Here is a 24895-nt window from a genome sequence, read left to right as displayed (position 1 = left end):
ATGAAACCAAAACCACGAAGGGGAAAAGCAGGACCTTGACCACCACCACCGAACCGAAACATACCTGAAAGGCGGGTCAATTCTCGGCGGAAATCCCGGGTCAGTTCCTGGCGGAAATCAACAGATGGGCGCTGGCGCAATTTCACCCGCGAGGCCATTGCCGCCCGCAACGACAATCTCGACATCGCGTGGCTGCGCGACACTGAGGCCGAAGCCGAGGAGGCACTCACCGAGCCAGAGGACATCGCAGCCGCCATCATCGGTCACCTCAAGGCCGCGCTGGAGGAGATCGAAGCACTGGCAGAAGAGATTGAGCCGGATAGCGTTGAGGGAGTCGCTGCCTTCGCGGAGGCTGCGGAATGACTGGGATGCCGAGTGGTTGGAGTGTCGCCCGACTGGGCGATGTGGCAAACGACATTGCCTATGGCTTTACAACAGCGTCCACGATGAGTGGAGTTCTACCGAAACTGCTGCGTATAACGGACATTCAAGACGGAGCAGTAAATTGGGATAACGTTCCACGCTGTACTGACTTGCCTGATGATCGGGTGCTCTTGAGCGCTGGCGATATTGTGATCGCCCGCACTGGCGCGACCACAGGCAAGAGTTACTTGATCGACACCGTTCCCGAAAAGGCTGTTTTTGCCTCTTATCTCATCCGCGTTCGATTGGGTGGACAGTTTGAACCTCGTTATGCATGGGCATTCATGCAGTCGAGCGACTACTGGTCACAAATACAGACCGTATCGAAAGGGACAGCACAGCCAGGTGCTAACGCGACGATCCTCTCAGAACTCAGCCTGCCCGTTGCTCCGCTCTCCGAGCAGCGGCGGATCGTGGCGAAGATCGACAGCCTTGCTAGCAAGTCCAGACGCGCCCGCGATCACCTCGACCACATTCCCCGGCTCGTCGAGAAGTACAAACAGGCTGTGCTCGCGGCGGCATTCCGAGGGGATTTGACGCGGGAATGGCGAGCACACAATGTGCCGGATCGGGTGTCACGTGAGAGCCTTGAAGAGCTACGGAAAACGGCCTGGGTGACGCTGTCCACTCGATCTCGATACAGTGCCGCAGATGAAATCGACTGGCGACCGAATATTGATCTGCCAACAGGCTGGATGTGGGCGTCGGTAGATCAGCTATCATGCCTGATCCAGTATGGTACCTCGGCGAAAACCAACGAGGATGGCAACGGCGTTGCCGTTTTGCGCATGGGTAACCTCCAGGGCGGTGAACTGGAGCTAACTTCCCTGAAGTATCTGCCTCGGGATCACCATGAGTTTCCGGAGTTGCTGTTGCACTCCGGCGATATCTTGTTCAACCGAACCAACAGTGCAGAGTTGGTTGGCAAATCGGCTGTATATGAAGGTGAGCCAGCCCAAGCGTCCTTTGCCTCCTACCTGATCCGCATCAGGGCGTGTGGCCTCATGCCCCGTCTATTGTGTGCCTACATCAACTCCGCGGTCGGGCGGGAATGGGTTGCGTCCGTCGTCAACCAGCAAGTCGGGCAGGCGAACGTCAACGGTACGAAGCTGCGGCGGCTTGGGGTTCCTGTGATGCCTCCCGCCGAACAGCAAGAGGTGGCTCATCGTATCCGCACCGCCTTTGCTTGGATCGACCGACTCGCCTCCGAAGCAACCAGCGCACGCAGATTGATCGACCGGCTCGATCAGACTGTGCTTGCCAAAGCCTTCCGGGGCGAATTAGTGCCGCAAGACCCCGCCGACGAACCCGCCTCCGTGTTGCTGGAACGGATCAGGGCCGAGCGAGGCGCGGCACCCACGCCAAAGCGAGGAAGGAAGACCAGGGCGGGAGCATAGGGAGAAGCCAATGGCGAAACCAATCGGAGATCACAGCGATCAACAGTTGCGGAACGTCATCGACAATCACCGCAAAAACGGCAAGCTCAACGCGCCCTATTACCTCGATGCCTTGGATGAACTGGCGCGGCGCAAGGGGCACGGCCTCGATTTCCAGAAGTCGTTCGACTTGATCCGCAAGGCTGCTGCCGAACGACGGTTCCTGTCCTACAAGGAATTGGCCGACGCGAGCGGCGCGGAATGGTCGAAGGTGCGATACGCCGTCAACGGTCATCTCGGCGACCTGATTGACTATGCTCACGGGAGGGGATGGCCGCTGCTCAGTGCCATCGTTGTCAACCAGCAGAACGTCGCCACCGGCGATATGGAGCCGCAGACGCTCAGTGGTTTCGTCGAAGCAGCACGTGCGCTGGAATACGTGATTGCCGACGAGAAGGCGTTCCTGGGCGAACAGCAGGAACGTGTATTTGCGTGGGCGGCAACGAACGTCGAACCTGAATGAGCGCGGCTCCATCGGCTCTCGGCTGATGCCGCACCCCGCGCGGCGCAAAGGTGTGTAGCCGATAGTAGGCAGAATTTCCTTCTCAAATTTGGATTGTGTGGTTTGCTCTGTGATGTCAGTCCATCATCATGGAGCAGGTATTGAATTGGAGCGCGCGAACAATTTTTCTCCTGACCACCGTCAGGTGCTTGCTCAAGGAGGTAGGGAGACGGTTTTGAAACCGTTCGTTATGCCCGTCTCACACACGGCGGACGATTTCGGCTTGAGTGATCGCGACCATAACCGACAGCAGGCGCAGCGTCTCCTAGCAGGTTCGCACAAGGTGCTCCATGCGGATGATCGCGTCGTGCTTGGCATCAGCACGCAAGCCGCCCTCATTGAGATATTCATCTATAAGAAGTCGGAAGCTGCTCTGACATATCATCTCCGGTGCGAGATCGCGGAGCTTGATCAGCTAGGGATCGCCGCAACACAAGTTGCCGTTTGGCGTCGCGCTGCCCCTGGCCTGATCGGAGGAACTTCCGGCATCGTCCATATGCTCCTCGACGGCTTCGACGCGGTCGTCAGCGCCCCCTCCGTCACCCCAGCAGGTCAGCGGTTCTGGATCGACCGCATGGCTGAGGCAGAGGACAACGGAATGACCGTCGGTCTGGCCCGAGAGGACAAACTCGAACTGTTCCCGAAGGGGGAATGGCTCAAACAGGCTGCTGCATGGGGCGAAGGAGAAGAGTTCAAGGACCTCCGCTATTTTATTTCGAAGAAGCCTCTGGGGGATCAATAGCTATGAACATGCGTGACGCGACCAATTTGGTCGAGGGGCTGAACATCACACTGAACGAGGTGTTCGAGAACCCGCTCACCCTGACGTACAATCACGAAAAGAGCGAGGAGTTCAAAGTAAAGGTCCCAAATGTGTCTGCGATATTCCTGTATGACGCGGAAATCGACGGACAAGAGTTGGAGTTTGTGCTCTTCAAGTACAAACAGTGCTGGGAGGTCCACTTCAACAACGGGACGCGGGATTACGAGGTTGGCACGCTCGGCGTGCTGAAGAAAACCGGCCTATCGCGCATCATCGCAACTGCCGTTCATCTGCTCGACCAGAAAGCTGCCAAGGGCAATCCCATCCGGTACTATGCTGAGAAACCCGACTTGCGCCGCCTCTATGATCTGGCGTTCAAACACCTGAACAGCACCAAGTATGGCGGTCGGTTAATGCGGATGGAGGACAAATCGTTCCGCGACCCGTGGGGACAGAATGTACCCGCCGTCCTGTGCCACATGGATCGCCGCAATCTGCCTGTGCTCGCGAACGAGTCCATCGACAACGCTCTGGCCGCGTGGGATGACGTGGACGACCTCCTGGAGGACAATGCCCCCGCGAAGGAGTGGTCTCTCACCTATTATACTACCGGGACCGCGAAGGGCGGGATAGGGATGCTTGTGGTCGAGGCCAAGACCTCTTGTGAAGCTCGCGCCAAGGCGCTTAAGCACCTGGACGAGAAGTTTTCTGCCGGAGCAGGGCGGGTCACCTGGGTGCACGAAAACGCCGAATGAAATGGCTCGGGCGACTGGGCATCATCAATATTTTGCTCGACAGATCGACCTCCTCACCGTTCTCCGGAGAGCCACTTACAGTATTGGTCAGCGGTCCAAGTGGTGGTCTTGATGGTGCCGTCCCTAATGCCGCGCACCACGGCAATAAGACAGTCGAAATCTTCTTGCGGGATCAGTTCGCCCTCGGCGATCTCGACCATCGTGGTGATCTCGCCGTCGTCGGCTTCCACATCGTAAGCAGGTGGCATGCCGTCGTCCTGAGGCTTGTGAACTTTGATGATCGTGCCCTGACGGCCCAGAGGGAGGCGCACAGTGGCACGAAGGTTGTCGTCGGCCATCAGTAATCCTCCGCATATCTCACGTTGTACTCGACTTGCAAATTGATCGGCCCCAGGTACAGCCCATGATCCCAGGGCGCGGCCATGTCATATCCGATAAGCCAACAGTTGCTGTCCACCTCCAGGCGGATGTCGAGCTTCAGCGGGCGGAAGACTATCCGGAAGATACGCCAGGACCGGCAAAACCGTTCGAGCCGATCACTGCCCAAGGAGCATTCTGCCCCGATTGGCCCGAGATCGAAACCGATCAAGTCCCAGTCCCAATAGGTACCGGCGACCCAGCGGAATGGGCTAACAATGATCTCCGAAGGAGGAGCGCGGAGGAGGACGTAGTGCAGGCGCATCAATCGGCCCCCTCGATTTTTGCCATCGAAGATAGCCTGATCCTGATCATCCAAAACCAGACGCCGAGTGACCTGATGGACCGCAGCGGTGCGGCTGTCGATTTTGCCATGCCCTACCAATTGCCGGGGTCTGCGGTGTGATCAACGCTGGCAAACTCATCCGCCGTTTTTCGATCCAGCACAAGAACAGTTGTACTCTTCGACTCATCGGTGACCGAATACTGAAGAGGCGGCCACTTGGATATCCCCTGATACATAAGCAAGGCGGCTTCCTCGACGGTATCGGCCTCGACTTCGGCTGTAATAACTACGGTAAACTTATGCATAGTCCTCCCCCTCGGCTAATTGGGGCGTCTGCTACTGTCGCGCCGTCGGCATGATGCGCACGATGAAAGTTGGAACCCTTTCTCCGACAGCATTTCCTTAATTACTGTCAGCTTCGGTAACGGCAAGCCAGCGCTTGGTGGAGGGATTTAACCGAGTTTTAAGTCCGCATCCCGGAACCGACTGCCAAGGTGGCGTGTTCCCCGACCCCAGAGCATGGCCCTGAGATCGACGCCCCGATCCCCTAAACGCTGACCGGCTTGCATCCTGACGTTCACCTATTACCGTCCGCGCCGAATGATATCGGCCACCTGACAGGCCCGGTCGATCCCTTGGACTACCTCCATGACCTCTGCGGCGATCACCGTCGGAAGCCGCCCCGCGATGGCGCACAGGCGCGCTCGCAAAACCGCAACTGTCTTTGGCGAAACCCGCGCCATAGCGCGCCCATCGCGGGCGTAATCTTTTAGATACGACGGACCCCGCCCGAGTAGTCGGCGGCAGTAATCACGTTTCGAGCGCACAAGCCCCAGGTCGCGCAGGGCGCTGTACGAGTTCAGTAGGCTCACCCCCAGCATATCGGTCACCTTAGCTAAATACCGGCGGAGGAATGCAACCGTTGCATGCTTTTCGAAGGAGACCAGTCATGGATACGATTATAGAAATGGCGAATAACCTCGCCGTGCAGCGCATCATACGCCGATATTTATCGCCCGAGGGCAACCAAATCTGCACCGTCGAAGGTGCCTGCATCACGAGCCGTCGGACCTGGAGCAGGTACGGCGTTCCCGCCGATGCCACGTGCTGGCACATCGTCATTGAACATCCCGAAGAGGGTTGGTCCGTTAGCGCTCGCGCAGTGTGGCGAGACGGTCGGCTGATGGAACCGGTAGCAACACACACGGTGATCGAGGCTTACTGGGTCGATGACGCCGACTTGATCGCAGACGAAGACGCCGCCCGCATTGCAGTCAGCGATTGGATTCAATCGGTGCCATTGTAATGGGCATCGCCGGATATGGATTGGGCTCCTTGCAGGAGGCGATAAACGCTCGCGCGACCGATGCTAAGCCGCTTCGCGATCTCCGTTGCACCCAGCCCTTCCACGGCTCGCAAGCGGCGGACTTCTGATGCGTCGATTGTTGCGGGCCGTCCTTGGTAGGTTCGCTCGTGCTTCGGTTTTGCCTTGTCAGCCGCCTTCTTTGCCGCGATCCCGTCAAGCTGACGCTCACGTCGCAGCCGGGTTTCAAATTCAGAAAATGCCATAAGGAGGTTCATGAAAAGGTCCGACGTTGGGCTGCCATCGAGAACCACCCCGGCTTGATCAATCGCTCGGAACCTTACGCCCTTTGCTTTCCACTCGGTGAGTATTTGCTGAAAGTCGGCCATCGAGCGAGCGCAACGGTCAATACGGGTGCAGATCACTTCGTCCCCATCGCGCACGAACTTCATGAGCGCCTGGAACTCCGAGCGACCGTCCAGAGTCGTTCCGCTTTTCTTCTCGGCGAAAATCCGCTCGGCCCCTGCTTTGGCCAGCTTCGCAAGTTGCACATCAAGGCTTTGATCGTCCGAACTCACTCTCGCGTAGCCGATTACAGCCATTTTCACCGCCGCTCTGTCTCGTATGGGTCTTAGAGACAACTACGGGAGTGTCTCGAAAATGTCAAGGAAACCCATATGAGACATCATTAGGCACGGAAAAATGTCTCGCAATTTATTATTGCGTGGGTTCACCCAAATAGGACGGCTGATGCCGAAACTTGTGTCGTGGTACTGGAACCCCGTGCGGGGTGAAGGCTTCAACTTGCTTCCAAGACGCGCAGCGTTTGCTGGATGTTGGCAAGCGCACGGGTCGAGAGTTGATCCTGACCGGAAAGGGCAAGGCAATGAACGAGATGCAGAAGGCCGCAGCAGGTCTGCTCTACGATGCGAACTATGATGAGGAACTCATCCGCTTCAGGGATCATGCCAAGGCTGTCTTGTTCGATTTCAATCACACCCATCCTCGGCAGGCGGAGAAAAGAAAAGACCTGCTAAAGTCGCTGCTCAGCAAGACAGGCGAGAACTTCCTTATCGAAGCGCCATTTCATTGCGACTATGGCTTCAACATCGAGATCGGCGAGAACTCTACGCCAACGTCAATCTCGTCATCCTTGACGGCGCGAAGGTGACCATCGGTACCAACGTCTTTATCGCTCCGAATGTCGGCATCTACACCGCAGGCCACCCGATGGATGTCGCGCGCCGCAATCAGGGCCTCGAATATGCCCTGCCCATCACGATCCACGACAATGTGTGGCTCGGCGGAGGGGTGTCGCTCCTGCCTGGGGTCACGCTCGGCGAGGGCTGCGTTATTGGCGCAGGCTGCGTTGTGACAAAAAATGTTCCTCGAATGGTCCTGTTCGCCGGAAATCCCGGCAGAGTGGTTCGCCCGATCACCGATGCCGACAAGCTCAAGTTCGGGTAGGCACAGCCGAGTTGAACTTTGACTTCGCCCGCGACAAGCGTTGCAAACGTACGTGGCCCGCCGAGACAACTACCGCGATCTGCGTTTCCGTGGCGCTTTGGTCGGCGAACTGAGTTCGCCTGAGCGCCAGGGAAGGAACTTTACGAGGCCGCAGAGACCGAGGCGGTCGAAGATATCGACTAGCCTCTTACGAAAGAGCCCAGTCGAGGACTTGCAATTCGCGACACATTTTTTTGCGGGGCGGGACTGGGCGCTTGGCTAGTGCGCACCATATTGCCCTGGTGGCGAGAAGGCTTTCTGGGCCAACGTTCTCCTGACATGGGCCGACCCGCCTGCTGTACCTCGGCAGGCGGGCGTTTTGTATCACGAGGCATCCACATAAGCTGCCAGCGTGTCGTAGATAGGTTTGCATCCCAATGCGCCGCTACAATGATTCAGACCTGCTGGAGATGCTACAGCAGGTTGCCGAAGTTCTGCACATCGTTGAGCCAGCCGCGCTCAATGAGGCACTGGCTAGAATCAGGTCGCTTGGTGTGCTCGGTTTCACTCCGGACCAGATCGTCTCGCTGACCATCGGTCTGCATCGAGAGGGTTATTGTCCAGGCGGAAGGAGGCCCAACGGACCAGCGCCCTTACGCATTCGGACGGAGCGTCAGCGTAGGAAGCTTAAAGAGTAGGATGGAACCTCTGTGACCTGCTCTCGTTGATTGATGCGCTCTGTCCCTCCAGCAGAGCGCCTGCCCGAAGCCCGCCGCCCCCCGAGACGGCGGGCTACCTAGTCAGAGGCGGTCCCTTATGAGTATGTCCCGGCTTTGCCTCAGGGGCATTGGCGTACAATTCAATCTCTCGTCGATCTCATCTTCGGGCGCTGGTCACGGGCAGTCGATGGATTTGCTTGCCAGTGTGGCTGTCAACGCACCGGTCGCCCTTCTCGGTGTCGTGCACTATCTTGTCGCCGCCATACTTGCCACACATGGCTAGCGCCTCCTTTTCCATCTGCAAACCTTCGTAATCTTGGTAAATCCAGATGACGCCGAGCATGATTAGCAGCAGCATTGCGCACAGCATCAATACGAAATTTATATAGTAATCGTTGTCGTGATGCCCGGACATGATGTCGGCTCCGCGCTCACCAGCGCCACCACAATTATAACGCCGATTTTCACGCCGATGGTACCAACCAGTAATTGGGCGCGCGCCGTCAAAGGGCTACTTCCGGCACCTACTGGCCGACGCGCCGACCGGCGCGGAAGAGGACCGCTCAGACATGATGCCGAACAGCGGCGGTCGCCGAGGGGCTCCATAGGCTACTACTTTTGTAGGAGAAAGGTGAATAACCGTTGATCTCTGGCGCGGGTCGGGCACAATTCCAAAGCTGACCAGAGACGATGTGAGGCTCGGCGGTTTGGCTGTTGCGCTGGGCCTCCTCGTTACCCGGCATCTCCCCAAAACCTCCATTCTTCGCCCCGCTACGGCGGGGCCTTTGTTGAATCGTCTGCTGCTGCGGCCAAGTTCCGCATCGATGTTCATTACTGAGAGGGGCAAGACGGTTGTCTACGGTCCGCCTCCGCATAGATTCCTATGGTTCACTACAACCCTGCGACCGAGGCCGCGCCCAGATGTAGAAGGTGCCATGGCCCCCGACATCGTTCCCTATCTGCTCCGCGCGGCGAACATGCTTGATAACGTGAGTTGCGTCGAACGCCGAAGATTGCTGGTGGCCGCCGCCGAGATCATCCGCGATTACCGCGCCGAGTTGAATTTTCCGCTTACGGACGATCTCGGGTCCGGTGATCTGGTCTTCGACCTATGCCAGATGGCCTACAACATCGAACTGTTCGGTCCGAAGGCGGTCTACGAGGCGATGCTCCAGGCCGTCGCGGTCATCAGAAAGCTACGGAGTGAAGTGCTGCGAGCAAGACGCTAACAACACGGCGGCCAAGTTAACACTTTTGGAGAGGGGGGGGTGAGAAACTTCTTGTTTTTCGGCTCCCATGTGGCAAACTTTTGATGATGCTATACGCGCATCGCGGATCATTATACCTCCAAAACATGTGGCCCTGCTTCGGCAGGGTCTTTTTTGTCCGCCACTTAGAACCATGCGCCGCGTGGATCGCCGCTTCTTCCTGCGTGTTCTTTGAGACTCCCCTTGTTGTTGCGCGGCCAAGCCGCTGTGCCCGTTGCCAGAACCCAGCGACGGTGAAGGTCCTGGTGGGACCGATGGTCTATGTTTGTGTAGGCTGCCTGGAAAGCGACGCACCGCCGCAAAACAAGGGTGGTCATGCCAGCTTCGGACAAGCTTGACGACCCATAAAGCCACCAGACGTTTCACGTCGTCGCCCGATGCAGCACCGCCCGTGTTCGTCGGGCGAACTTTTTTCGAACTCAGGCCACGCCTTTTTCTGAACGCGGCGCTGCCTTCCGCTGGTTGACGCCAGCGGTAAATCCCTTGGGTCTAGCCCTGTCCGACGGGAGCAGAGAACACGTCGTCCTGCTCTTGCAACATTCCGATCACCACGACCGCCTCGCGCATCATCTCAGATATAGCCGTGCCGCCAAACAGGTCGATTCCGCTAGCCATGGCGCTGAGGTCGAAGGTGATGCCACACGGACCGGCCAGCGCCTCGATAGACCCGAGACGGATGTAGTAGCCATGGATGAGCGCGGCGGCGCGGCGAAGCAGAATGGACCGCTCAAGACTGGTCAATTGCTCGATCTGATCTGCCGCATGAAGCAGGTCGGCAGTGATGGCTATGGGCATGATCCCTCCTTCAAGGAGATACTGCCATGGACAACGGGTTCGAGGGTTTCAGGAGGGGAAGTCTGGCATCACATGCGTAGGGCCAGCCTTGGCGGCGGCCAAGAAGGGCAAGATTTTGGCGCTATGCTGCGGCCTTGACCACCATGCCCGCCAAACCCGCACATATCGATCAAGCGCAAGGGTCAACTCGCCCTCGTCGGTCAATCCCTCTTGATACTTGCGGATCAAATACTTGGCTGCACCATCCTGTAGCGCGGGGCCATCTGTCGGCTTGAGAAGTTCGGGATGCGCTAGAACACGTTCGAGCATCGCCATATCACTGGATGTGAGATACTGCTGGTGACTGTCGGAACACATACGCAACTCTTCCTGACTTGTGGCTGATTTCCCCCAGACATCGACAGCGCTTACTTCGACTGTCGAGATTTTGAGTATGGGTTGATGAACCTGCCGCGTCTACCGAATGTATGAGTCTGTACCGAGGCAGTGCGGGCCATTTCGGCGGTCGGCGGTGTTACGATGTCAAGCTTGCAGCGGACCGGCGCGGACCGGATTGGCACAAGTCCTCACCTCTTGGAGGGCCGACAGCCGGGGCACCTGCTTCTGCCGTGAAGATTACGCTCGGGATGGCAAGTCAACAGTTGCCCTCTCGGCCCTGACGGAGAAACGAGATGGCGACGCCATGCGCTATGGCGGCGGCCTCGATCATGTCCTCCAACTCCCGGTCAGAGACTGCGCAGGCGGGTGACAGTGTGCGGATGGCGCGGATTGCCAAGTGTGTGGAGAGAAATCTGGCCTTGCTTCGGGACAGGACGTAGGCTTCGACCAGTTCATGCGTCGAACGCTCAGAAATGGAACTGTGAAACGCCATACTGACCTCATTTTCGTCGAGAGGGGTCGAGAGCGACAAGGCGAATGTGGCGAGGGACTTTGTCTCTGTCGATATTCGGGGCTCCGTTGGTTCGATATAGAACGCTGTTTTCCCGAGCCGTCACTTCCCTGTCCCGATCAGTCGCTTGTATTCGGCGACCGGAACGCCGTAACTGCCGTTGGTTCGTTTGATCAGGCCATGGCGGTTGCGGATGGTGATTTCGCCACGGCTGGCGCGGATCAGACCCTCTCCCTCAAGGACGTGAAGCCCGAGCGTCACTCCGGGACGGCGCACCCCGAGCATGACCGCCAGAACATCATGCGTGAGTGGGAGCACGTCGCCAATGACCCTGTCGTGGCACCTGAGCAATAGTCGCGCCAAGCGCTCCTCGAACCTTGAGCGGACGTTCGATAACGCGCAGTAGGTGGCTTGAACGTAGAGGCTCTGAATATAGCGAAGCAGGAGGCTACGCAGTTGGTCGCTCCGTTCCGCCGCTGAGGTCAGGGCGGCCACTGGCACCCGGATGCCCTCGCCAGCCATCTGCATAAAACATTCATGCGCGGCGCAGCCATCCCCCAGCACCGCAGCGGTTCCGGTCATGCCTTCGAACCCGATCAGGCCCACCTCGACATCGCGCCCTCGCGGCATTCTGGCGACGATTGTCGCGATGCCCGATTCAAGGAAATAGACGAATTCTATGGGTTGACCGCGATGCTCAAGGTCCATCCGAGCAGGAAGCCTTAAACGATCCATTTTATCTTCAAGTAAACGAAGATCATCTGGATTCATCTTGCGCAGGATGGTATTTTTATAAGCCGTCTTATACATGGACGCCATCCATGCATTACAATACATTGCCTGCCAATGCCTTACGGTCTAAATAATTAATCCGCCCAGTTAATGTATTCAGAAAATTTCTCATTCTACAATTAGATTTCTGGTTTGCTCCTGGGATTGTGAAGTTGACGCTCTACCAGAACTGGGTCGAGAAAAAGATACATGCCCGTGCAAGATGACGCCAGCCGGTGAGCATGCCCGTCCCTGGGAATGTTTGATTTTGTACGAACCATGCTCAGCCGCTTCTGCGCCTTGTCTTCTCAAAGCATTCTGGCAAGTTTGCCGCGCTACTATGGCCCCATAGGAGCATGACGGGGCGGCTCTGTGAACAAGGGCCATTTGCCGTCTTTAGCCCCGCTTCGGCGGGGTTCTTTTTTCGCCCACACCTCATGCCCAATTTGGGCAGATGATCTCCTAGACCGGGGACGGAGCCGCCTCAGCCGCTCCCGAGAGGGCTTCCGAAGTCTCGGAGATAACGCGAGGCGCTTCGGCCAAGCTCACGAGATGCGCCTGTGCCTCAATGGCTGCTTTCGCAAGCGTCAGTGGGTGTCAGATAAGTTGGGTCAAGTTTCAGGGTCGCCTTCAAGCCCTGCGCTCTCCACTCGCGCTTTATGCTGCCGCCGAGTTGCTTTTCCACGGCGATCTGGCTGAGGCGGGTGCCGAAGCCTTCACGCTCGGGAGGTCCTTCGACGGGGCCACCCCCGCGCTCTGTCCAGACCAGGACGATCTGGCCGTGCCTTTCGGCGCAGTCAAACGCTATGCTGCCCGAGCGCTCCCGAAGCGCACCATGCTTGGTCGCGTTTGTCATCAACTCAATCAGCACCAAGGCGAGAGGCGTCACAGCTTGCGAGGAAAGAGTGAAGTCGCTGCCGGTAATGCGAAGCCGTTCATCGTTGGCGGAATCCAAGCAAGGCGACAGGATGGTGCGGATCAACTCATGCAGCGTCGTGTGCTGACGGACGCTGCCGGAGGCGTCGTCCACGTCTGGGACTGTGAGTGCTTGAGCGCGCGCGAGAGCTTCGAGCCGCTCACGGGCCATGGTGCACAACTGTGCAGGCGTCTTGGCGCGAGGGGCCGACAGGGCGATCAAGCTGCTTGCAAGTGCAAAGACATTCTTGATGCGATGCTGCATTTCTTGCAGGAGCAGCCGCCGCTGGTCCTCGGCTTGCTTGCGCTCCGTGATGTCCCTGGCAACCCTTGAGGCACCCGTTATCTCGCCATTGATGTTTTTCAGGGGTGAGATAGTCAACGAAACATGCATCGCGGTGCCATCCTTGCGCAGGCGCACCGTCTCATAGGGATCAATGCGCTCACCGCGCCGGATACGCTCCTGTATGTCGATCTCGTCGCCGTGCAGCATTTCAGGCATAAGCATGATCACGGTCTTGCCGATGACTTCCTCGGGGCGATAGCCGAAGAGCCGCTGAGCGCCGCTGTTCCAGCTTGTGATGGTCCCGTCGAGGTTCTGGGTCAGGATGCCGTCCTGAGAACTTTCAACAATGGCGGCAAGGAGTTGCGTATCGCGGGCTAGGTCGGATGTCTCTGCATCCGTCGCGAGCCGCTTGGCACCCTTGTCCACCGCACAACCTCTGGAGCCGAAAAGTAACAAGGTCAATCAAAACAGGATATCCCAAACGGCCATTCGCGGCACGCCTAAATTGTTAAACCGTCTTTCATGCCCTCCCCAAACCGAAGGACCGGCGCGCGTAAGGAACCAAAATGCATTGTGAAAAGAATCGACAGGCAGGACTGTCGCTTTCTTTCACATCTTAAGCGGGCTTGTCGAACCGTCGGTTGATAAGCGCAGATGGTTGCTGTCTCCTCGCGGTTCTCTCAAACCAGCATCGAGGCGAGCAAAGCGTTGACGCCGGTCGCCCATGTCGCCAACACTCGCCCAGGTTCAACCGGAGTTGCGCCACATGGCCCAATCGACCAAGACCCCGATCAGCCGCTATCCCGTTCCCGCACTTGAGTCGCTGCCGGAGGACATCCGTGCGCGCATCCTCAAAGTGCAGGAAAAGTCTGGTTTCATTCCCAACGTCTTCCTCATGCTCGCCTACCGGCCAGACGAGTTCCGCGCTTTTATGGCGTACCACGATGCGCTGATGGACAAAGAGGGCGGGCTCAGCAAGGCCGAGCGCGAGATGATTGTGGTCGCAACCTCGTCGGCAAACCAGTGCCAGTACTGCATCATTGCACACGGCGCGATCCTGCGCATCCGAGCCAAAGACCCGCTGATTGCCGATCAGGTCGCGGGCAATTACCGCAAGGCGGACATCACGCCGCGACAACGAGCGATGCTCGACTTTGCGATGAAGGTGTCGCAGGAGGCTTGGGCGGTGGACGAGGCCGACAGTGCGGCCCTACGTGAGCATGGCTTCAGCGATGACGAGATTTGGGACATAGCGGCCATCGCTGCTTTCTTCGGCATGTCGAACCGTCTGGCGAACTTCACCAGCCTGCGCCCCAACGACGAGTTCTATTTGCTTGGCCGCCGTTGAAGACGGCGCAGCGAGCGCAGGCTGCTCATCGCCTGCATCCATCCCGTGTACGAACTTTATTTGAAGCTGGGTTGGATGGGCGATGTATGATTGTCCTCATCAGGGCGATCCACAAAGACCGGATCAAAGAGAACGGGGACCTTCCAGTCCCCGGCCAATATGTGGAAGCAGGATTGCCAATCAGAGTCCGAACGTCACCATACCGCGCTCGTCGATGGTCCATGCCGGGTTCCAGGCGATCTCCCAAGCGTGGTCATCCGGGTCGCTGACATAGCCACGAAAACCACCATGGGGCGGAGCGTCCGCTTCCCTGATCACGCTTCCGCCCGCCAGGACCAGCCGCCGCATTGCGGTGGGAACGTCCTCCTGGGTGGGAACATTGTGAGCCAGCGAGAAAGCTCCGGGGACGACAAGCCCTATTCGGCCCATGTCCTGTTCAAGCGCTCGCTTCAGGAAGGTGCCGAGCACGAACCCATTCATCTGGTAGAAGATGATCTCGGGGTTCTCGAACACCGGTTTCCAGCCAAATCCCTCAACATAAAATTTGCGGGAGCGGGTAAGATCGGTGGTACCGAGCGTGACGACGGAAATCTGTTGCTGCATATCCAAGCCCTCTGGTTCGCCCCGCATCATTGCGCAGGCGTTCAAGGTCTTGGGCCGCCGCAGACGCGACGGAAGGACCCGCTCATCGCGGGGGCCGGGCCAACCGCACCGACCTAACCTGTTTCAGACGCTTTTACACATTCCAGATTTCCGCGAGCGAGGCAAGGACAGCGGTAGTGTCTTAGTTGGATGTGGCGTCGGTAATGCGGGGTGCTTGGGTGTGGCGGGTGCTCTCGCGAGTTGCCGACGCCTTCATGACGGTCGCAGAGGCGGACGCAATGGTGGCGATGAACTGCCTCGCACGGCCAATCGGCGAGGACCCATTGTGGTGGGTGAGAGCGGCGCTGCCAGTTTGGCGGGCCACGGGACCTTGATCAGGATTGATGTAGGAGCTTACTTGCCAATTCGACTACACGGTTTCGTTCCAGGTTTGCCCAGCCCTGAGGATGACGTGTTTCAATGGCGAATGCCCCGTCGGAGGTGGCGCTCAGTCGAGTGTAGCCATCTCGAAAATTCAGCGGCTGGCTCCTGTAACCGAGTTCCTCTAGCACGTCAGAAATCGTATCGCCGCAATACCCTGAGGTAGCGAAGAGCATGACGCGAGGGGACAGGTATTTAATTTCCTCCGTCAATGCCCTCTGGTGCGGTTCTGATATGCCCTGCCATCGATGCGCCGGGGGTGGCCTCTGGCCGCCCACCTCGTCCATCTTGCAGACGTTTGTCCAAGCGATGCGACGGCGCGACGGGTCAATAAGATCGACCATTTGCCAGAAGGCTGACTTGTTTCTTTTTTCGATCATCCACTTGGTGGAAGCCATCCCGCTGGCAATCTGATCTCTGCCTGAACCAACCAGCGTACCCAATGGACCTGCGCTCTTGCCGACGTAAAGCAACGCCAGTTTGCTTCCGGGATCGTATTCAGGCCCTATGCCGGTAGCAAACACTCCGGGTGATGCCCAACCTTCCTCGGCGGCTTGCTGATTGCATGCAACGAGTTGTCTCCAGGTCTCTTCGGAGATCGGCAATCGGTTCATCATGTAATTGTTCCCCACCCAGACAATTAAAGCTCCGGTAGGCGCGGTCGCGTCAAGTGTTCAGTGGGAGTGATCGGCAGACGCACTTTTACTAGGACAAGCGTGGTGGGTGCAGAGGGCGTGGAAGCTCAATAATGAGGGCGGATAAGGATAATTGCACGAGTTGAGATCAAACCCAGATCACAACACACACGCCGCAGTCCGCGCGGAAAAAGTGCCGCATTAAAGAGCGATTGCAGAGCCCGGCAAGGAGATATTCCGAGTGACTTCATTCGAACCGCTACACGGGACAGGGATCGCTTCGCGACCCTATCGCTTCTGCCTGGAGTACTCGCTCCCAAGCTCGCTCGTAACTCCAGCCATTAGCGATTTCTTGAAAATTGATGCCAACAAGCAATTGAATCACGCAGGGAACCCAATCGAGAGCCCGCTGCCACATTGATTTCAGCTAATTCTTCCGTATCAGTCCCAAGGACACACTTCTATTTCCCCCCGTCCTGCTCCGAAAACGGAGCAGGACAGGAGGAAGTGATTTTAGAGGTTCTCAGTCCCTGAGGTTTCCAATTTTTCCATAAGCCACGTAGCCGGTGTTGTCCGGCGCAGGCGGTTGCCATTTACCTGCTATTTGCAGCCCCACTTCGACCCAACCACACCTACTGGTGATGCTTGAGGATTGTCCGGACGTGTGCCTCTTCGGCCTTTTTCACGTCTCCGGGTCTTGTGCATCCGGTTGATCTTAAGGGTCCAACGGTGATCCGTTCCATACGGAACGGAAGCGCGTACGCATCGACGATGGAAGGATCGTGCGTGCACTGGCGCGTCGGCGAGTTGTCAAACCGCGCGCCATCTTTTTCAATGCCTTTTCACGGAGCGAAGCCTCCGTCGAGCAGCCGTTACTCCCTACCATCTGGGGCGGGATGTCCGACTCGGCGGCCCCTCAGCCTCATCGCGCCGGTCTGCGGCTGGCAGATTCATCCGCCACGCCTTGATTCCCGGTATCACTGTGTTGGGGCGGCGTTGACCCCGATAAACCGCCTGAGGGTATATGTGCCCGATAAGGGCTTATACTGCTATTTATCTCACGGCGACGGAGCCGCGTGCAATATTTTGGTAGCCGCAAGCCTCATCTTAAGAACTTCGTCCGCTGGTCTGGGCATCCTGATGTTCAGCGCAGGGGAGGACGTGGCCGCCCCTTGAAACTCGAATGCTTCCCGCAGGTGCAATGTGCACAGAGGCCACGGTTGTACCCGGTCAACTGTCTTTGCTTTGCAGACGCCAACCCCCCTTTACATCCGCTGGTCGAGGCTAGCGGCACTTTTGGGCTGCGAGGGAATTTGCCAGGGCAGAATGATCGCGACAGCCATGCGACCTTCCGTCCAGGTGCGCGTGTAGCTGCCACGCAACTGCGATTTGATCGTGAGGTCGAGCAGTTTGGTGCCAAAACCGTCATGGCTGGCGTCATCCTGTCCAGTCAGCCCTGCCGCCTTCTCCATCCAGTTGATGTAAAGTTGGTCATTCCTGTGGCTGATATGGACTTCCAGGACGCCCTCGTGATCACTCAAGGCACCGTACTTGGCCGAGTTTGTTGCCAACTCATGGAACACCAGCGCCAGGGAGCTAACGATGCCGGGTTCGATGAGGGCATCGTCACCATCAATGAGGCATCGTTTGTTCGCGTCATCCTCATAGGGGCTAAGCAGAACGCCGATCAACTCCTGTAGCGAGGCTGGCCTATCGGCGGCGTCCGAGGGCGCATTCCCTGTCCGAATGAGGCCATGGGCAAGATGCAACGCGACGAGCCGATTTCTCAGCTTGTCCGCTAGCGGTCGCAGGTCGGGGTCTTCCCGAACGCACAGGCTGACCAATCCGTTGACCAGAGCAAAAAGGTTCTTGATCCGGTGTTCAAGTTCATTGGACACGATCTCGCGCTCGGCGGCGAGGTGCTTGATCTGTTCAACGACCTCGTTTCTGATTGCCGTGGTCGTGGAGATGATGAGCGGCCCCAAAGTGATCAGTGCGCGTCCGATTGCGATTGATAGCACCTGCGAGTGGCTGAAATTCGATACCTCAACGTAGCCAAACACCATCGCAGCTATCGTGTAGACGCAGAATGCAAAGGTCAGCACCGCTGTTACGAAAACGCGATACGAAATCGCGCACAAAAGGAGGGCCGGAACCGGGAATGCGAGGGCTGCCATGCCGCCGAACATCAATCCCACGATGCCTGAAAGCATCAGCACGATGATTGGGGCATGATCACGTAGAGCGAGCGGCGGTTGTCGCGGCCAATGGCGTTCTTCCGGGAAGCTCAGGATCATCGGCAATATGGCAAGCTGGTTCAATAACTCGACCGAGAACCAGTAGCGGAAAGGGTCCACGCCTTCCGCGCTGTCGAAAAAGCCGGTCAGGACCGCACCCGCGATTCCGGCATAAAGCGACGCGGGGATCACGGCGGCGAGAACGCAAAGAACCGACATCGGGCGCTCCAGGCGCTGCTCGGCCCGACTGAAACGGGAAAGCGGAATATAGCCGATGCCAACGATACCGAAATTGTACGCGGCCAGCCTCGCGGCCCCGGTCAAGCCGTAGCCGAGTGTCGCGGCGACGATCCCGATCCCGACGAGACAGGCCATCCAGCCCGGAGGACGCGCCAACAGAGGAAAGCGTATCAACATGCCGAGCATGAATGCATTGGCGGGCCACGCCAGCGCCAACACGCTGTTGTCCGCCGTGTAAGCGCCAAAGGCGAAGAGTGCCGCATAGGCACCCCCGAACATCAGGTAAGCAACCCAAGCTCGGTTCGAGGTGAATAGACTCGTCGCTTTAGCGCCGACTTCACCGGCACTGAGCATGATCCGCCATCCTAAGGATTACGTATCCCAGGCATCGTAAGACCGCTTATAAGGTAGCTCCCAATGCCTCGCTGCGACAAGCGGGATTGCACTTTCGTCGATCACAGGCGGCGATTCGTGACCAGAAGGTGGGCGGCAGGCACAATCCATCCGCGCAGATCGGCGTGCCACTTGGTATTGGGAATTTTCCGCAAAGCAGACACGATCTCGGGATCGTAGAGCGTCACAATCTTGAAGTGCAGGACTTTGTCGTCCTTGCGCACAGCCGTTAGGACCGGGCTCGAAATTTCGTCCGTCAAAGCAATCTCTCTTCCTAAAAAATACTCGCCCGTTGGTGGCGCAAAATGCCTGGGCTGCGAGCGATATAATCTGACGAGCATGGGCGCGGCAATATACCCGGCCCAACGTCTGGAACTTCGTGCGGGACGGCTCAGGTGAAGTTCGTCGTGTGATGATCACTGGGCTATTCGCTGTTGAACTCACAATCCGCATCAAAATGATACTGCTCTGAAGTTCTTCGGCTTAACGCTGCTGATATTTTTCGTTGACGAAAACGACCGTGTTCACAGCGAGCGGATAGGCCGAAGTTCGTGGATTTGCCTGCAACTGTCATTTCTATATTGCAGCAACCAAGCCGAGAACGATACACGGATCGCAGCCCAGGCAATTTTCGCCAAGTGTGGGCCATCCATTTTCGAGGCTATTATTATGAAGAAATTCCAGGACGCCCGCGCCGTCGGCATTGAGTTCCCGATCCGCCGTCGCGCGATTGATTGCCGCCAACAAATGAACCCAATTCTTTGGAGCCGTCTCTCCGTCGAGTCTCAGAGACCGGGTAGCCATCCCCGGTCCCGCCCATCAGGCGGTGAACCTCTGAGCATTTTCAATGACGACAACATGTTCTGGCAATTTCAGCCAGGAGAACCAGAACCAAATGTTTCCGGAAGCGCTTGCCGGTTGGCAGCGTTTCTTGGAAGCTCTCGCTTCCCGTATCGTGCGTGAAGAGCGCGAAAAGCAGCAAACTCGGGAAGGTGAATAATGAAGCACGTAGGAATTTACGGGCGGTTTTCACACGACGGGTCGGATGAGCGGTCCAACGACGATCAGATTGAGTACTGCCGCAAATATGCGGCGGGCCAACCCGATTGGACAGTCGTGAAGGAGTTCCGCGATGATGCCATTTCTGGGAGTGCATTCAAGGGCCGTAAGGGAGCCCAAGCAGCCATTCAGGCGCTCCTGAATAAAGAGATCGACATTCTGCTGGCTGAGCATACGGATCGCATCAGCCGTCGCGCCGCAGATATGACGGCCCTCATGGATGAAGCCGAGTTCCACGGGTTCGAGATTTGGGCTGTGAACAACGGTGGCAGGCTTACGAAGATGACGGCTGGCATCCATGCCGTTATGGCCCAGGAGCAACGCGAGGAGACAGGCCGCAAAGTCCATCGGGGCATGAAGCCGAAGTTTGAGCGCGACGGACTGCACATGGGAGGGCGTCCGTACGGCTATCATTTGAAGCATGAGATCACAGACAAGCTGTCCGATAAGGGCCGCCTTCTTGTCAACGAGGTCGAGGCGGAAGTCATTCGCCGCATCTTTGCAGAGCGTCTCGCAGGCAATACGGCTCGGCAGATTGCACAAGGTCTGAACAAGGACGGCATTCTAGCCCCTCGTGGAGGCCACTGGAATGCCTCCACCATCAACGGGATGAAATCGCGGGGGACGGGCATCCTCAACAATACACTCTACGTGGGCCGCCCGACCTGGAACAAGAATCAGTTGCGGAAGGTAGTTGGCGAGGCTGAGAAGCGCGTCATCCGGCCACGGGACAAGAGTGAGCATGTCACCCGCGAAGAGCCTGACTATCAAATTGTGGATGCCGAGACGTTCTACGCGGTCCAGCGGCTGAAGGAAGAGTTTGCCAATGTGCCTCCTCCTAAACAGCGGAAGGCCAAACGGCTTCTTTCTGGCCTGCTGCGGTGCGGATGCTGCGGTGGCGGCATGTCCGTAAAGGGGCGCGACAAGACTGGAAAGATGCGCATCCAATGCTCGCGACACCATGAAAGCGGTAGCTGTGCCGACCCGGTCACGGCCTACGTCGAAGTTGTTGAGCGCAAGGTAATCGACAGGGTCATTGGGCTCTTTTCATCGCCCGAGGACATCAATGTGCTTCTGAAGAATGCGCGGGCCGAGGCCCGAAAGGAGTTGGGCGGCCAAATCAGCGAGCGGTCGAAACTGGAGCGGCGGTTGGGTGAATTGAACCATGAGGTCGAGAAGCTCACTGACCTGCTCATGCGCGGCATCGGCGTTGAGTCGGTGCTCGATGAGCGTGTTAAATCGGCACATGCAAAGAAGACGGAGATCGAGAACAAACTGGCCGACCTCGGCAACGAGCAGCCGGATAACGTGATCGACATTCACCCTGCCGCCTTAAAGAAGGTCTTGATCTGCGCAACAGAGTTGCGCGCAATGATGGAGCGCGGCGACATGGAGGGTGACGACGCTCTGTCAGAAGCGTTCCGGTTCTTTCTGGACAGTGTGGTGGTGCACAAAGCGGATGGATGGCGCAAGGAGCCGACCGTCGAGATTCGCAGTCCTTGGATGGCATTCAACGCCACACCCCCGGCTGTCCATGCCACTGCATCAGGTCTGTCGGGGGGATTGATGGTAGCGGAGGACGGATTTGAACCGCCGACACAAGGATTATGATTCCTCTGCTCTAACCAACTGAGCTACTCCGCCCCCGCAGCAGAATGCTTGAAATCCGCCGCAACAGGCTGGGCGTTTCGAAGCGCTTTGCTAAGGCTGGGCGGATATAAGGTGGTGCTGCCCACCCTGTCAAGCAGCTTAGTTCGGGGTCTGTTGACGATTTTTCCATGCGGCGGCACCGCTTGGCGGAATCGATGGAGAGCCCGGGGGTTGAGTTCGAAACGGCGCGCCGTTATGTCTCCCCCCACTTGTTCTTTGAGTTCAAAAAATCGATGAAACCGCGAATTGCAGTTCTGGGGTGCGGATATTGGGGCTCCAACCACATCCGTACCCTAAAGGCTTTGGGCGCCCTCCACGCGGTTTCGGACGCCAACCGTGCGCGCGCCGAGGGTTTTGCCAGCGAGCAGGATTGCCTCGCCATCGACCCGGGCGCCTTGTTTTCGCGACCTGACGTCGATGCCATTGTCATGGCGTTGCCGCCGCAGTTCCACGCCGAAGCCGCGATCAAGGCGGTCGAGAACGGCAAGGACGTTCTGGTGGAGAAGCCGATCGCGCTCACCGTGGCGGATGCCGAGCGCGCGGTCGCGGCAGCCCGCGCGCATGGGCGCATTTTCATGGTGGGTCATGTCCTGCGCTTCCATCCGGCCTTCGAGAAGCTGAAGGCGCTGATAGACCAGGGCGAGCTCGGAGAGGTGCGCTACATTCATTCGCACCGGCTCGGGCTTGGAAAATTCCACACCGAGAACGACGCGCTGTGGGACCTGGCGCCGCATGACCTTTCGATGATCTTGGCGATCACCGGCGCTGAGCCCGTGGAAATTCGCGGCGAGGGCGCAGCCCTGCTCGACCATCTCAGCGATTTTGCTCATCTGCACATGCGCTTCCCCAATGGTTTGCGCAGCCATTTGTTCGCTTCGCGCCTCAATCCCTATCGCGAGCGCCGCCTGACGGTGGTCGGCACTCGGGCAATGGCGGTTTTCGACGATGTCGAGCCCTGGGAACGAAAGCTCGCGGTCTATCGCCACGCGGTGTGGCAGGATAGCGGCCAGTGGGCCTTCACTGCCAACGAGCCCACCTATATCGATGTCGAGGAAGGCATGCCCCTCACGCGCGAACTGGAACATTTCCTGTCGTGCATTCAGACGCGTCAGCCGCCGCTGACTGGCGGCGAGGAGGCCATAACAGTCCTGCGGATTCTTACGGCAGGTTCCGTCACGCACGGCTGATGCGAAGGCGGCCGGATAACCCGGCCACCGTTCAAGCCAACTTGAAGCCTATTGCAATCTGCGGTGCGGCCGACCGCCGGTGGAAACCCCGCGCCCTGCTTTAACGGCTATTCCGCCGCCACCGGCGTCGAAGCCAGCTTCGAAAGCATCGCCTCGGCTTCGGCGCCGCGCTCCGACCGTTCGATGAAACCGCCGCCCAGCACACGCGCATCGTTGCCGTCGTCTTCATAAAGGACGCAGGCCTGCCCGGGAGCCACGCCGGACTCGCCATCGCCAAGCTCGACCCAGGTGACACCGTCGCGGTTGTGCAGCAGGGCGGGGCGAGGCGGCCGGCTGGAGCGCACCTTGGCGAAAAGCTCCACGCCTTCCGGCGCGATTTCGTTCAGCGGCGTGTCGCCGAGCCAGTTGATGTTGCGCAGATAGATCTTGTGCGTCTCAAGCGCCTCGCGCGGACCCACGATCACGCGGGCCCTGTCTGCGTCGAGGTGAACGACATAGAGCGGTTCGCCCGATGCGATGCCGATTCCGCGCCGCTGGCCGATCGTATAGCGCAATATGCCCTCGTGCTTGCCCAGCACACGGCCGTCGATGTGGACGATCTCTCCCGGCGTGGCGGCTGCCGGCTTCAGCTTTGCGATGATGTCGGAATATTTGCCCTGCGGCACGAAGCATATGTCCTGGCTGTCGTGCTTGTTGGCGACCGACAGGCCGAGTTGTTCCGCGATGGCGCGCACTTCCGGCTTGGACATGCCGCCAAGCGGAAAGCGCAGGTAGTCGATCTGCTCCTGCGTGGTGGCAAACAGGAAATAGCTCTGGTCGCGGTCGGCATCCACCGGCCGATAGAGCGCACGATGGGCGCCATTGGGTCGGGAGCGAATGTAATGGCCTGTCGCCAAGGCATCGGCGCCAAGCTCGCGCGCGGTTTCCAGCAGGTCGGCGAACTTCACGGTCTGGTTGCAGGAGACGCAGGGAATCGGCGTTTCACCCGAAACGTAGCTCTCCGCGAAGGGATCGATGACGGCCTTGCGAAAGCGCTCTTCGTAGTTGAGCACATAGTGAGGAATGCCCAAGGTCTCGGAAACCCGGCGTGCATCATCGATGTCCTGGCCGGCGCAGCACGAGCCGATGCGGTGCGTGGCCGCGCCGTGGTCGTAGAGCTGCAGCGTCACGCCCACCACGTCATAGCCCTCGCGCTTGAGGATGCCGGCGACGACGGAGGAATCGACGCCGCCCGACATCGCAACCACGACGCGGGTGTCTTCAGGCCGTCCGGGCAGGTCCAGGCTGTTCATCGAAAGAAGTCCGTTTCAGCTTTTGCGGGGTTCATGCCAACGACCGGAATATAGGTCAAGCAAGGCGCAAGCGCCACCTTTGGCGTCCCGGCTTGGAACGTTGCGGCCGAGGGGCGGCGGCCGGCGCCCTGCCGGTGAGCAAGTTTTATGGCTAACAAATGGTTTACGAACAATACACAAGGCCGGCTCCGGATTTAGGCAATTTTTAAAGCTAGGGCGATAAGGTGGTTCCGATTGGGTCTTTGAGTTTTGTAGAGAGTACTATGACCGATCTGGTTAGACCGCGCGTCAAATATGTTATTGGGCCGGATGGCAGCCCGCTTACGGTTGCTGATCTTCCACCGTCGAACACCCGGCGTTGGGTCATTCGGCGCAAGGCCGAGGTGGTGGCAGCCGTGAGGGGAGGGCTTCTCAGCCTCGATGAGGCGTGTCAGCGCTACAAGCTCACCACGGAAGAGTTTCTCTCGTGGCAGGCTTCCATCGATGAATATGGCCTTGCCGGATTGCGCACCACTCGCATTCAGCAATATCGCCACTGAGTTGCACAGAGGCGCCGTCGAAGGTTTGAGCCTTTCGGCGGCTCTCATTGCGAAGACCTATCCGGCCGGGCCCTCGGGTCCGGCCGTTTCATGTGGCGACGCGGCGATGACTCGACCGCTGGTTGACGGCGCTCCCGCTCCACGCGCGAGACGGCTGACGTGTTGCTGATGCCACGATCAGTTTGGCCGGTGTAGATTCTTAAAAATCTGGGTGTGCCGCTTGTGGGCACTGAGGCCAAGTTCGAACTGCGCCTGAGCGCGATTGCGCTGGCAACCAGGGGCTTAAACCCTGCGGTTTCTCGTCCGCTCCCGAACTTT

The 24895-nt window shown here is 58.3% G+C and carries 29 protein-coding genes, 1 tRNA gene and 2 pseudogenes; 15 read left to right on the top strand and 17 right to left on the bottom strand.

Annotation, left to right across the window (positions count from 1 at the left end; translation table 11 throughout):
• Positions 1–123 precede the first annotated feature (123 nt).
• The 5 genes and pseudogenes from ABLE86_RS22040 to ABLE86_RS22020 all read left to right on the top strand — a co-directional run.
• Positions 124–363, top strand: a pseudogene (locus ABLE86_RS22040) (SAM-dependent methyltransferase); the annotation flags it as partial.
• Entirely contained in the window at positions 360–1820 is a 1461-nt protein-coding gene (locus tag ABLE86_RS22035) for a restriction endonuclease subunit S (protein ID WP_348781136.1), read from the top strand. The pseudogene ABLE86_RS22040 and the gene ABLE86_RS22035, both read left to right, overlap by 4 nt.
• Positions 1821–1830: 10 nt before the next feature.
• The gene (locus tag ABLE86_RS22030) at positions 1831–2322 is read left to right on the top strand and encodes a hypothetical protein (RefSeq protein WP_348781135.1); all 492 of its coding nucleotides are present in this window, start codon (positions 1831–1833) and stop codon (positions 2320–2322) included.
• Between the two features lie 112 nt (positions 2323–2434).
• Complete coding sequence (locus ABLE86_RS22025; RefSeq protein ID WP_348781134.1) at positions 2435–3103, top strand: hypothetical protein; 669 nt, start codon at positions 2435–2437, stop codon at positions 3101–3103.
• Between the two features lie 2 nt (positions 3104–3105).
• Positions 3106–3879: a hypothetical protein gene (locus tag ABLE86_RS22020; protein ID WP_348781133.1), complete on the top strand. Its 774-nt coding sequence runs from the start codon at positions 3106–3108 to the stop codon at positions 3877–3879.
• A gap of 53 nt (positions 3880–3932) precedes the next feature.
• Here the strand turns inward: ABLE86_RS22020 and ABLE86_RS22015 are convergent, their stop codons facing one another.
• Positions 3933–4217: a hypothetical protein gene (locus ABLE86_RS22015; RefSeq protein ID WP_348781132.1), complete on the bottom strand. Its 285-nt coding sequence runs from the start codon at positions 4215–4217 to the stop codon at positions 3933–3935.
• On the bottom strand, positions 4217–4561 hold the full coding sequence (locus ABLE86_RS22010; RefSeq protein ID WP_348781131.1) for a hypothetical protein: 345 nt from the start codon (positions 4559–4561) through the stop codon (positions 4217–4219). The genes ABLE86_RS22015 and ABLE86_RS22010 overlap by 1 nt, the downstream gene beginning before the upstream one ends.
• On the opposite strand from ABLE86_RS22010, the gene ABLE86_RS22005 reads away from it, so the two are divergent.
• Positions 4550–4702, top strand: coding sequence for a hypothetical protein (locus ABLE86_RS22005; RefSeq protein ID WP_348781130.1), 153 nt, complete (start codon positions 4550–4552; stop codon positions 4700–4702). The two genes, ABLE86_RS22010 and ABLE86_RS22005, sit on opposite strands and share 12 nt — an antisense overlap.
• Here ABLE86_RS22005 and ABLE86_RS22000 read toward each other — a convergent pair.
• On the bottom strand, positions 4675–4887 hold the full coding sequence (locus tag ABLE86_RS22000; RefSeq protein WP_348781129.1) for a hypothetical protein: 213 nt from the start codon (positions 4885–4887) through the stop codon (positions 4675–4677). The two genes, ABLE86_RS22005 and ABLE86_RS22000, sit on opposite strands and share 28 nt — an antisense overlap.
• 644 nt (positions 4888–5531) lie before the next feature.
• On the opposite strand from ABLE86_RS22000, the gene ABLE86_RS21995 reads away from it, so the two are divergent.
• Positions 5532–5888, top strand: a complete 357-nt coding sequence (locus tag ABLE86_RS21995) for a hypothetical protein (RefSeq protein WP_348781128.1) — start codon at positions 5532–5534, stop codon at positions 5886–5888.
• Here ABLE86_RS21995 and ABLE86_RS21990 read toward each other — a convergent pair.
• Positions 5870–6487: a recombinase family protein gene (locus ABLE86_RS21990; RefSeq protein ID WP_348781127.1), complete on the bottom strand. Its 618-nt coding sequence runs from the start codon at positions 6485–6487 to the stop codon at positions 5870–5872. The genes ABLE86_RS21995 and ABLE86_RS21990 overlap by 19 nt on opposite strands.
• 188 nt (positions 6488–6675) lie before the next feature.
• On the opposite strand from ABLE86_RS21990, the gene ABLE86_RS21985 reads away from it, so the two are divergent.
• Both ABLE86_RS21985 and ABLE86_RS21980 read left to right on the top strand, forming a co-directional pair.
• The gene (locus ABLE86_RS21985) at positions 6676–7056 is read left to right on the top strand and encodes a maltose acetyltransferase domain-containing protein (RefSeq protein ID WP_348781126.1); all 381 of its coding nucleotides are present in this window, start codon (positions 6676–6678) and stop codon (positions 7054–7056) included.
• Entirely contained in the window at positions 7053–7352 is a 300-nt protein-coding gene (locus ABLE86_RS21980) for a DapH/DapD/GlmU-related protein (RefSeq protein WP_348781125.1), read from the top strand. Before ABLE86_RS21985 ends, ABLE86_RS21980 begins: the two co-directional genes overlap by 4 nt.
• A gap of 855 nt (positions 7353–8207) precedes the next feature.
• On the opposite strand, the gene ABLE86_RS21975 is transcribed toward ABLE86_RS21980, so the two are convergent.
• Positions 8208–8465: a hypothetical protein gene (locus ABLE86_RS21975; protein WP_348781124.1), complete on the bottom strand. Its 258-nt coding sequence runs from the start codon at positions 8463–8465 to the stop codon at positions 8208–8210.
• A gap of 520 nt (positions 8466–8985) precedes the next feature.
• Between ABLE86_RS21975 and ABLE86_RS21970 the strand changes: the two genes are divergently transcribed.
• Positions 8986–9279 carry a hypothetical protein gene (locus ABLE86_RS21970; protein WP_348781123.1) on the top strand — a complete coding sequence of 98 codons (294 nt, stop codon included), beginning with the start codon at positions 8986–8988 and terminating at the stop codon, positions 9277–9279.
• A 528-nt stretch (positions 9280–9807) separates the two neighbouring features.
• On the opposite strand, the gene ABLE86_RS21965 is transcribed toward ABLE86_RS21970, so the two are convergent.
• The 4 genes from ABLE86_RS21965 to ABLE86_RS21950 form a co-directional block, all read right to left on the bottom strand.
• A complete protein-coding gene (locus ABLE86_RS21965; protein ID WP_348781122.1) occupies positions 9808–10113 on the bottom strand; it encodes a hypothetical protein in 306 nt (101 codons plus the stop codon).
• Between the two features lie 48 nt (positions 10114–10161).
• Entirely contained in the window at positions 10162–10470 is a 309-nt protein-coding gene (locus ABLE86_RS21960; RefSeq protein ID WP_348781121.1) for a hypothetical protein, read from the bottom strand.
• Positions 10471–11104: 634 nt separating this feature from the next.
• Positions 11105–11812 (bottom strand): Crp/Fnr family transcriptional regulator, encoded by a 708-nt coding sequence (locus ABLE86_RS21955; protein WP_348781120.1) that lies wholly within the window; start codon positions 11810–11812, stop codon positions 11105–11107.
• Between the two features lie 526 nt (positions 11813–12338).
• Complete coding sequence (locus ABLE86_RS21950) at positions 12339–13436, bottom strand: PAS domain S-box protein (RefSeq protein WP_348781119.1); 1098 nt, start codon at positions 13434–13436, stop codon at positions 12339–12341.
• Between the two features lie 304 nt (positions 13437–13740).
• On the opposite strand from ABLE86_RS21950, the gene ABLE86_RS21945 reads away from it, so the two are divergent.
• Positions 13741–14322, top strand: a complete 582-nt coding sequence (locus ABLE86_RS21945) for a peroxidase-related enzyme (protein ID WP_348781118.1) — start codon at positions 13741–13743, stop codon at positions 14320–14322.
• Positions 14323–14502: 180 nt separating this feature from the next.
• Here the strand turns inward: ABLE86_RS21945 and ABLE86_RS21940 are convergent, their stop codons facing one another.
• Positions 14503–14925 (bottom strand): VOC family protein, encoded by a 423-nt coding sequence (locus ABLE86_RS21940; RefSeq protein ID WP_348781117.1) that lies wholly within the window; start codon positions 14923–14925, stop codon positions 14503–14505.
• Positions 14926–15146: 221 nt separating this feature from the next.
• On the opposite strand from ABLE86_RS21940, the pseudogene ABLE86_RS21935 reads away from it, so the two are divergent.
• Positions 15147–15286 (top strand): annotated as a pseudogene (locus tag ABLE86_RS21935) (diaminopropionate ammonia-lyase); the annotation flags it as partial.
• A 13-nt stretch (positions 15287–15299) separates the two neighbouring features.
• On the opposite strand, the gene ABLE86_RS21930 reads toward ABLE86_RS21935, so the two are convergent.
• From ABLE86_RS21930 to ABLE86_RS21920, 3 genes are all read right to left on the bottom strand, one after another.
• Positions 15300–15962, bottom strand: coding sequence for a hypothetical protein (locus ABLE86_RS21930; RefSeq protein WP_348781141.1), 663 nt, complete (start codon positions 15960–15962; stop codon positions 15300–15302).
• 1283 nt (positions 15963–17245) lie between these two features.
• Positions 17246–18811, bottom strand: a complete 1566-nt coding sequence (locus tag ABLE86_RS21925) for an HWE histidine kinase domain-containing protein (protein ID WP_348781116.1) — start codon at positions 18809–18811, stop codon at positions 17246–17248.
• A 101-nt stretch (positions 18812–18912) separates the two neighbouring features.
• Complete coding sequence (locus ABLE86_RS21920; RefSeq protein ID WP_348781115.1) at positions 18913–19110, bottom strand: hypothetical protein; 198 nt, start codon at positions 19108–19110, stop codon at positions 18913–18915.
• A gap of 587 nt (positions 19111–19697) precedes the next feature.
• Here ABLE86_RS21920 and ABLE86_RS21915 point away from each other — a divergent pair.
• Positions 19698–19850 carry a hypothetical protein gene (locus ABLE86_RS21915; protein ID WP_348781114.1) on the top strand — a complete coding sequence of 51 codons (153 nt, stop codon included), beginning with the start codon at positions 19698–19700 and terminating at the stop codon, positions 19848–19850.
• Positions 19851–19879: 29 nt separating this feature from the next.
• Here ABLE86_RS21915 and ABLE86_RS21910 read toward each other — a convergent pair whose 3' ends face one another.
• The 3 genes from ABLE86_RS21910 to ABLE86_RS21900 all read right to left on the bottom strand — a co-directional run bounded on the left by ABLE86_RS21910 (position 19880) and on the right by ABLE86_RS21900 (position 21553).
• Positions 19880–20452, bottom strand: coding sequence for a hypothetical protein (locus tag ABLE86_RS21910; RefSeq protein WP_348781113.1), 573 nt, complete (start codon positions 20450–20452; stop codon positions 19880–19882).
• Positions 20453–20956: 504 nt separating this feature from the next.
• Positions 20957–21232, bottom strand: a complete 276-nt coding sequence (locus tag ABLE86_RS21905; RefSeq protein ID WP_348781112.1) for a hypothetical protein — start codon at positions 21230–21232, stop codon at positions 20957–20959.
• Between the two features lie 244 nt (positions 21233–21476).
• Positions 21477–21553 (bottom strand) — tRNA-Met (locus ABLE86_RS21900).
• A 239-nt stretch (positions 21554–21792) separates the two neighbouring features.
• On the opposite strand from ABLE86_RS21900, the gene ABLE86_RS21895 reads away from it, so the two are divergent.
• Positions 21793–22746, top strand: a complete 954-nt coding sequence (locus ABLE86_RS21895; protein WP_348781111.1) for a Gfo/Idh/MocA family oxidoreductase — start codon at positions 21793–21795, stop codon at positions 22744–22746.
• Between the two features lie 107 nt (positions 22747–22853).
• Here ABLE86_RS21895 and mnmA read toward each other — a convergent pair whose 3' ends face one another.
• On the bottom strand, positions 22854–24038 hold the full coding sequence (gene mnmA / locus ABLE86_RS21890; protein WP_348781110.1) for a tRNA 2-thiouridine(34) synthase MnmA: 1185 nt from the start codon (positions 24036–24038) through the stop codon (positions 22854–22856).
• 263 nt (positions 24039–24301) lie between these two features.
• On the opposite strand from mnmA, the gene ABLE86_RS21885 reads away from it, so the two are divergent.
• A complete protein-coding gene (locus tag ABLE86_RS21885; RefSeq protein ID WP_128628601.1) occupies positions 24302–24577 on the top strand; it encodes a DUF1153 domain-containing protein in 276 nt (91 codons plus the stop codon).
• Positions 24578–24895 lie beyond the last annotated feature (318 nt).

This window comes from Mesorhizobium sp. KR2-14 (assembly GCF_040049255.1).
GTDB lineage: Bacteria > Pseudomonadota > Alphaproteobacteria > Rhizobiales > Rhizobiaceae > Pseudaminobacter.
This window is presented reverse-complemented; position numbering and strand designations above follow the sequence as displayed.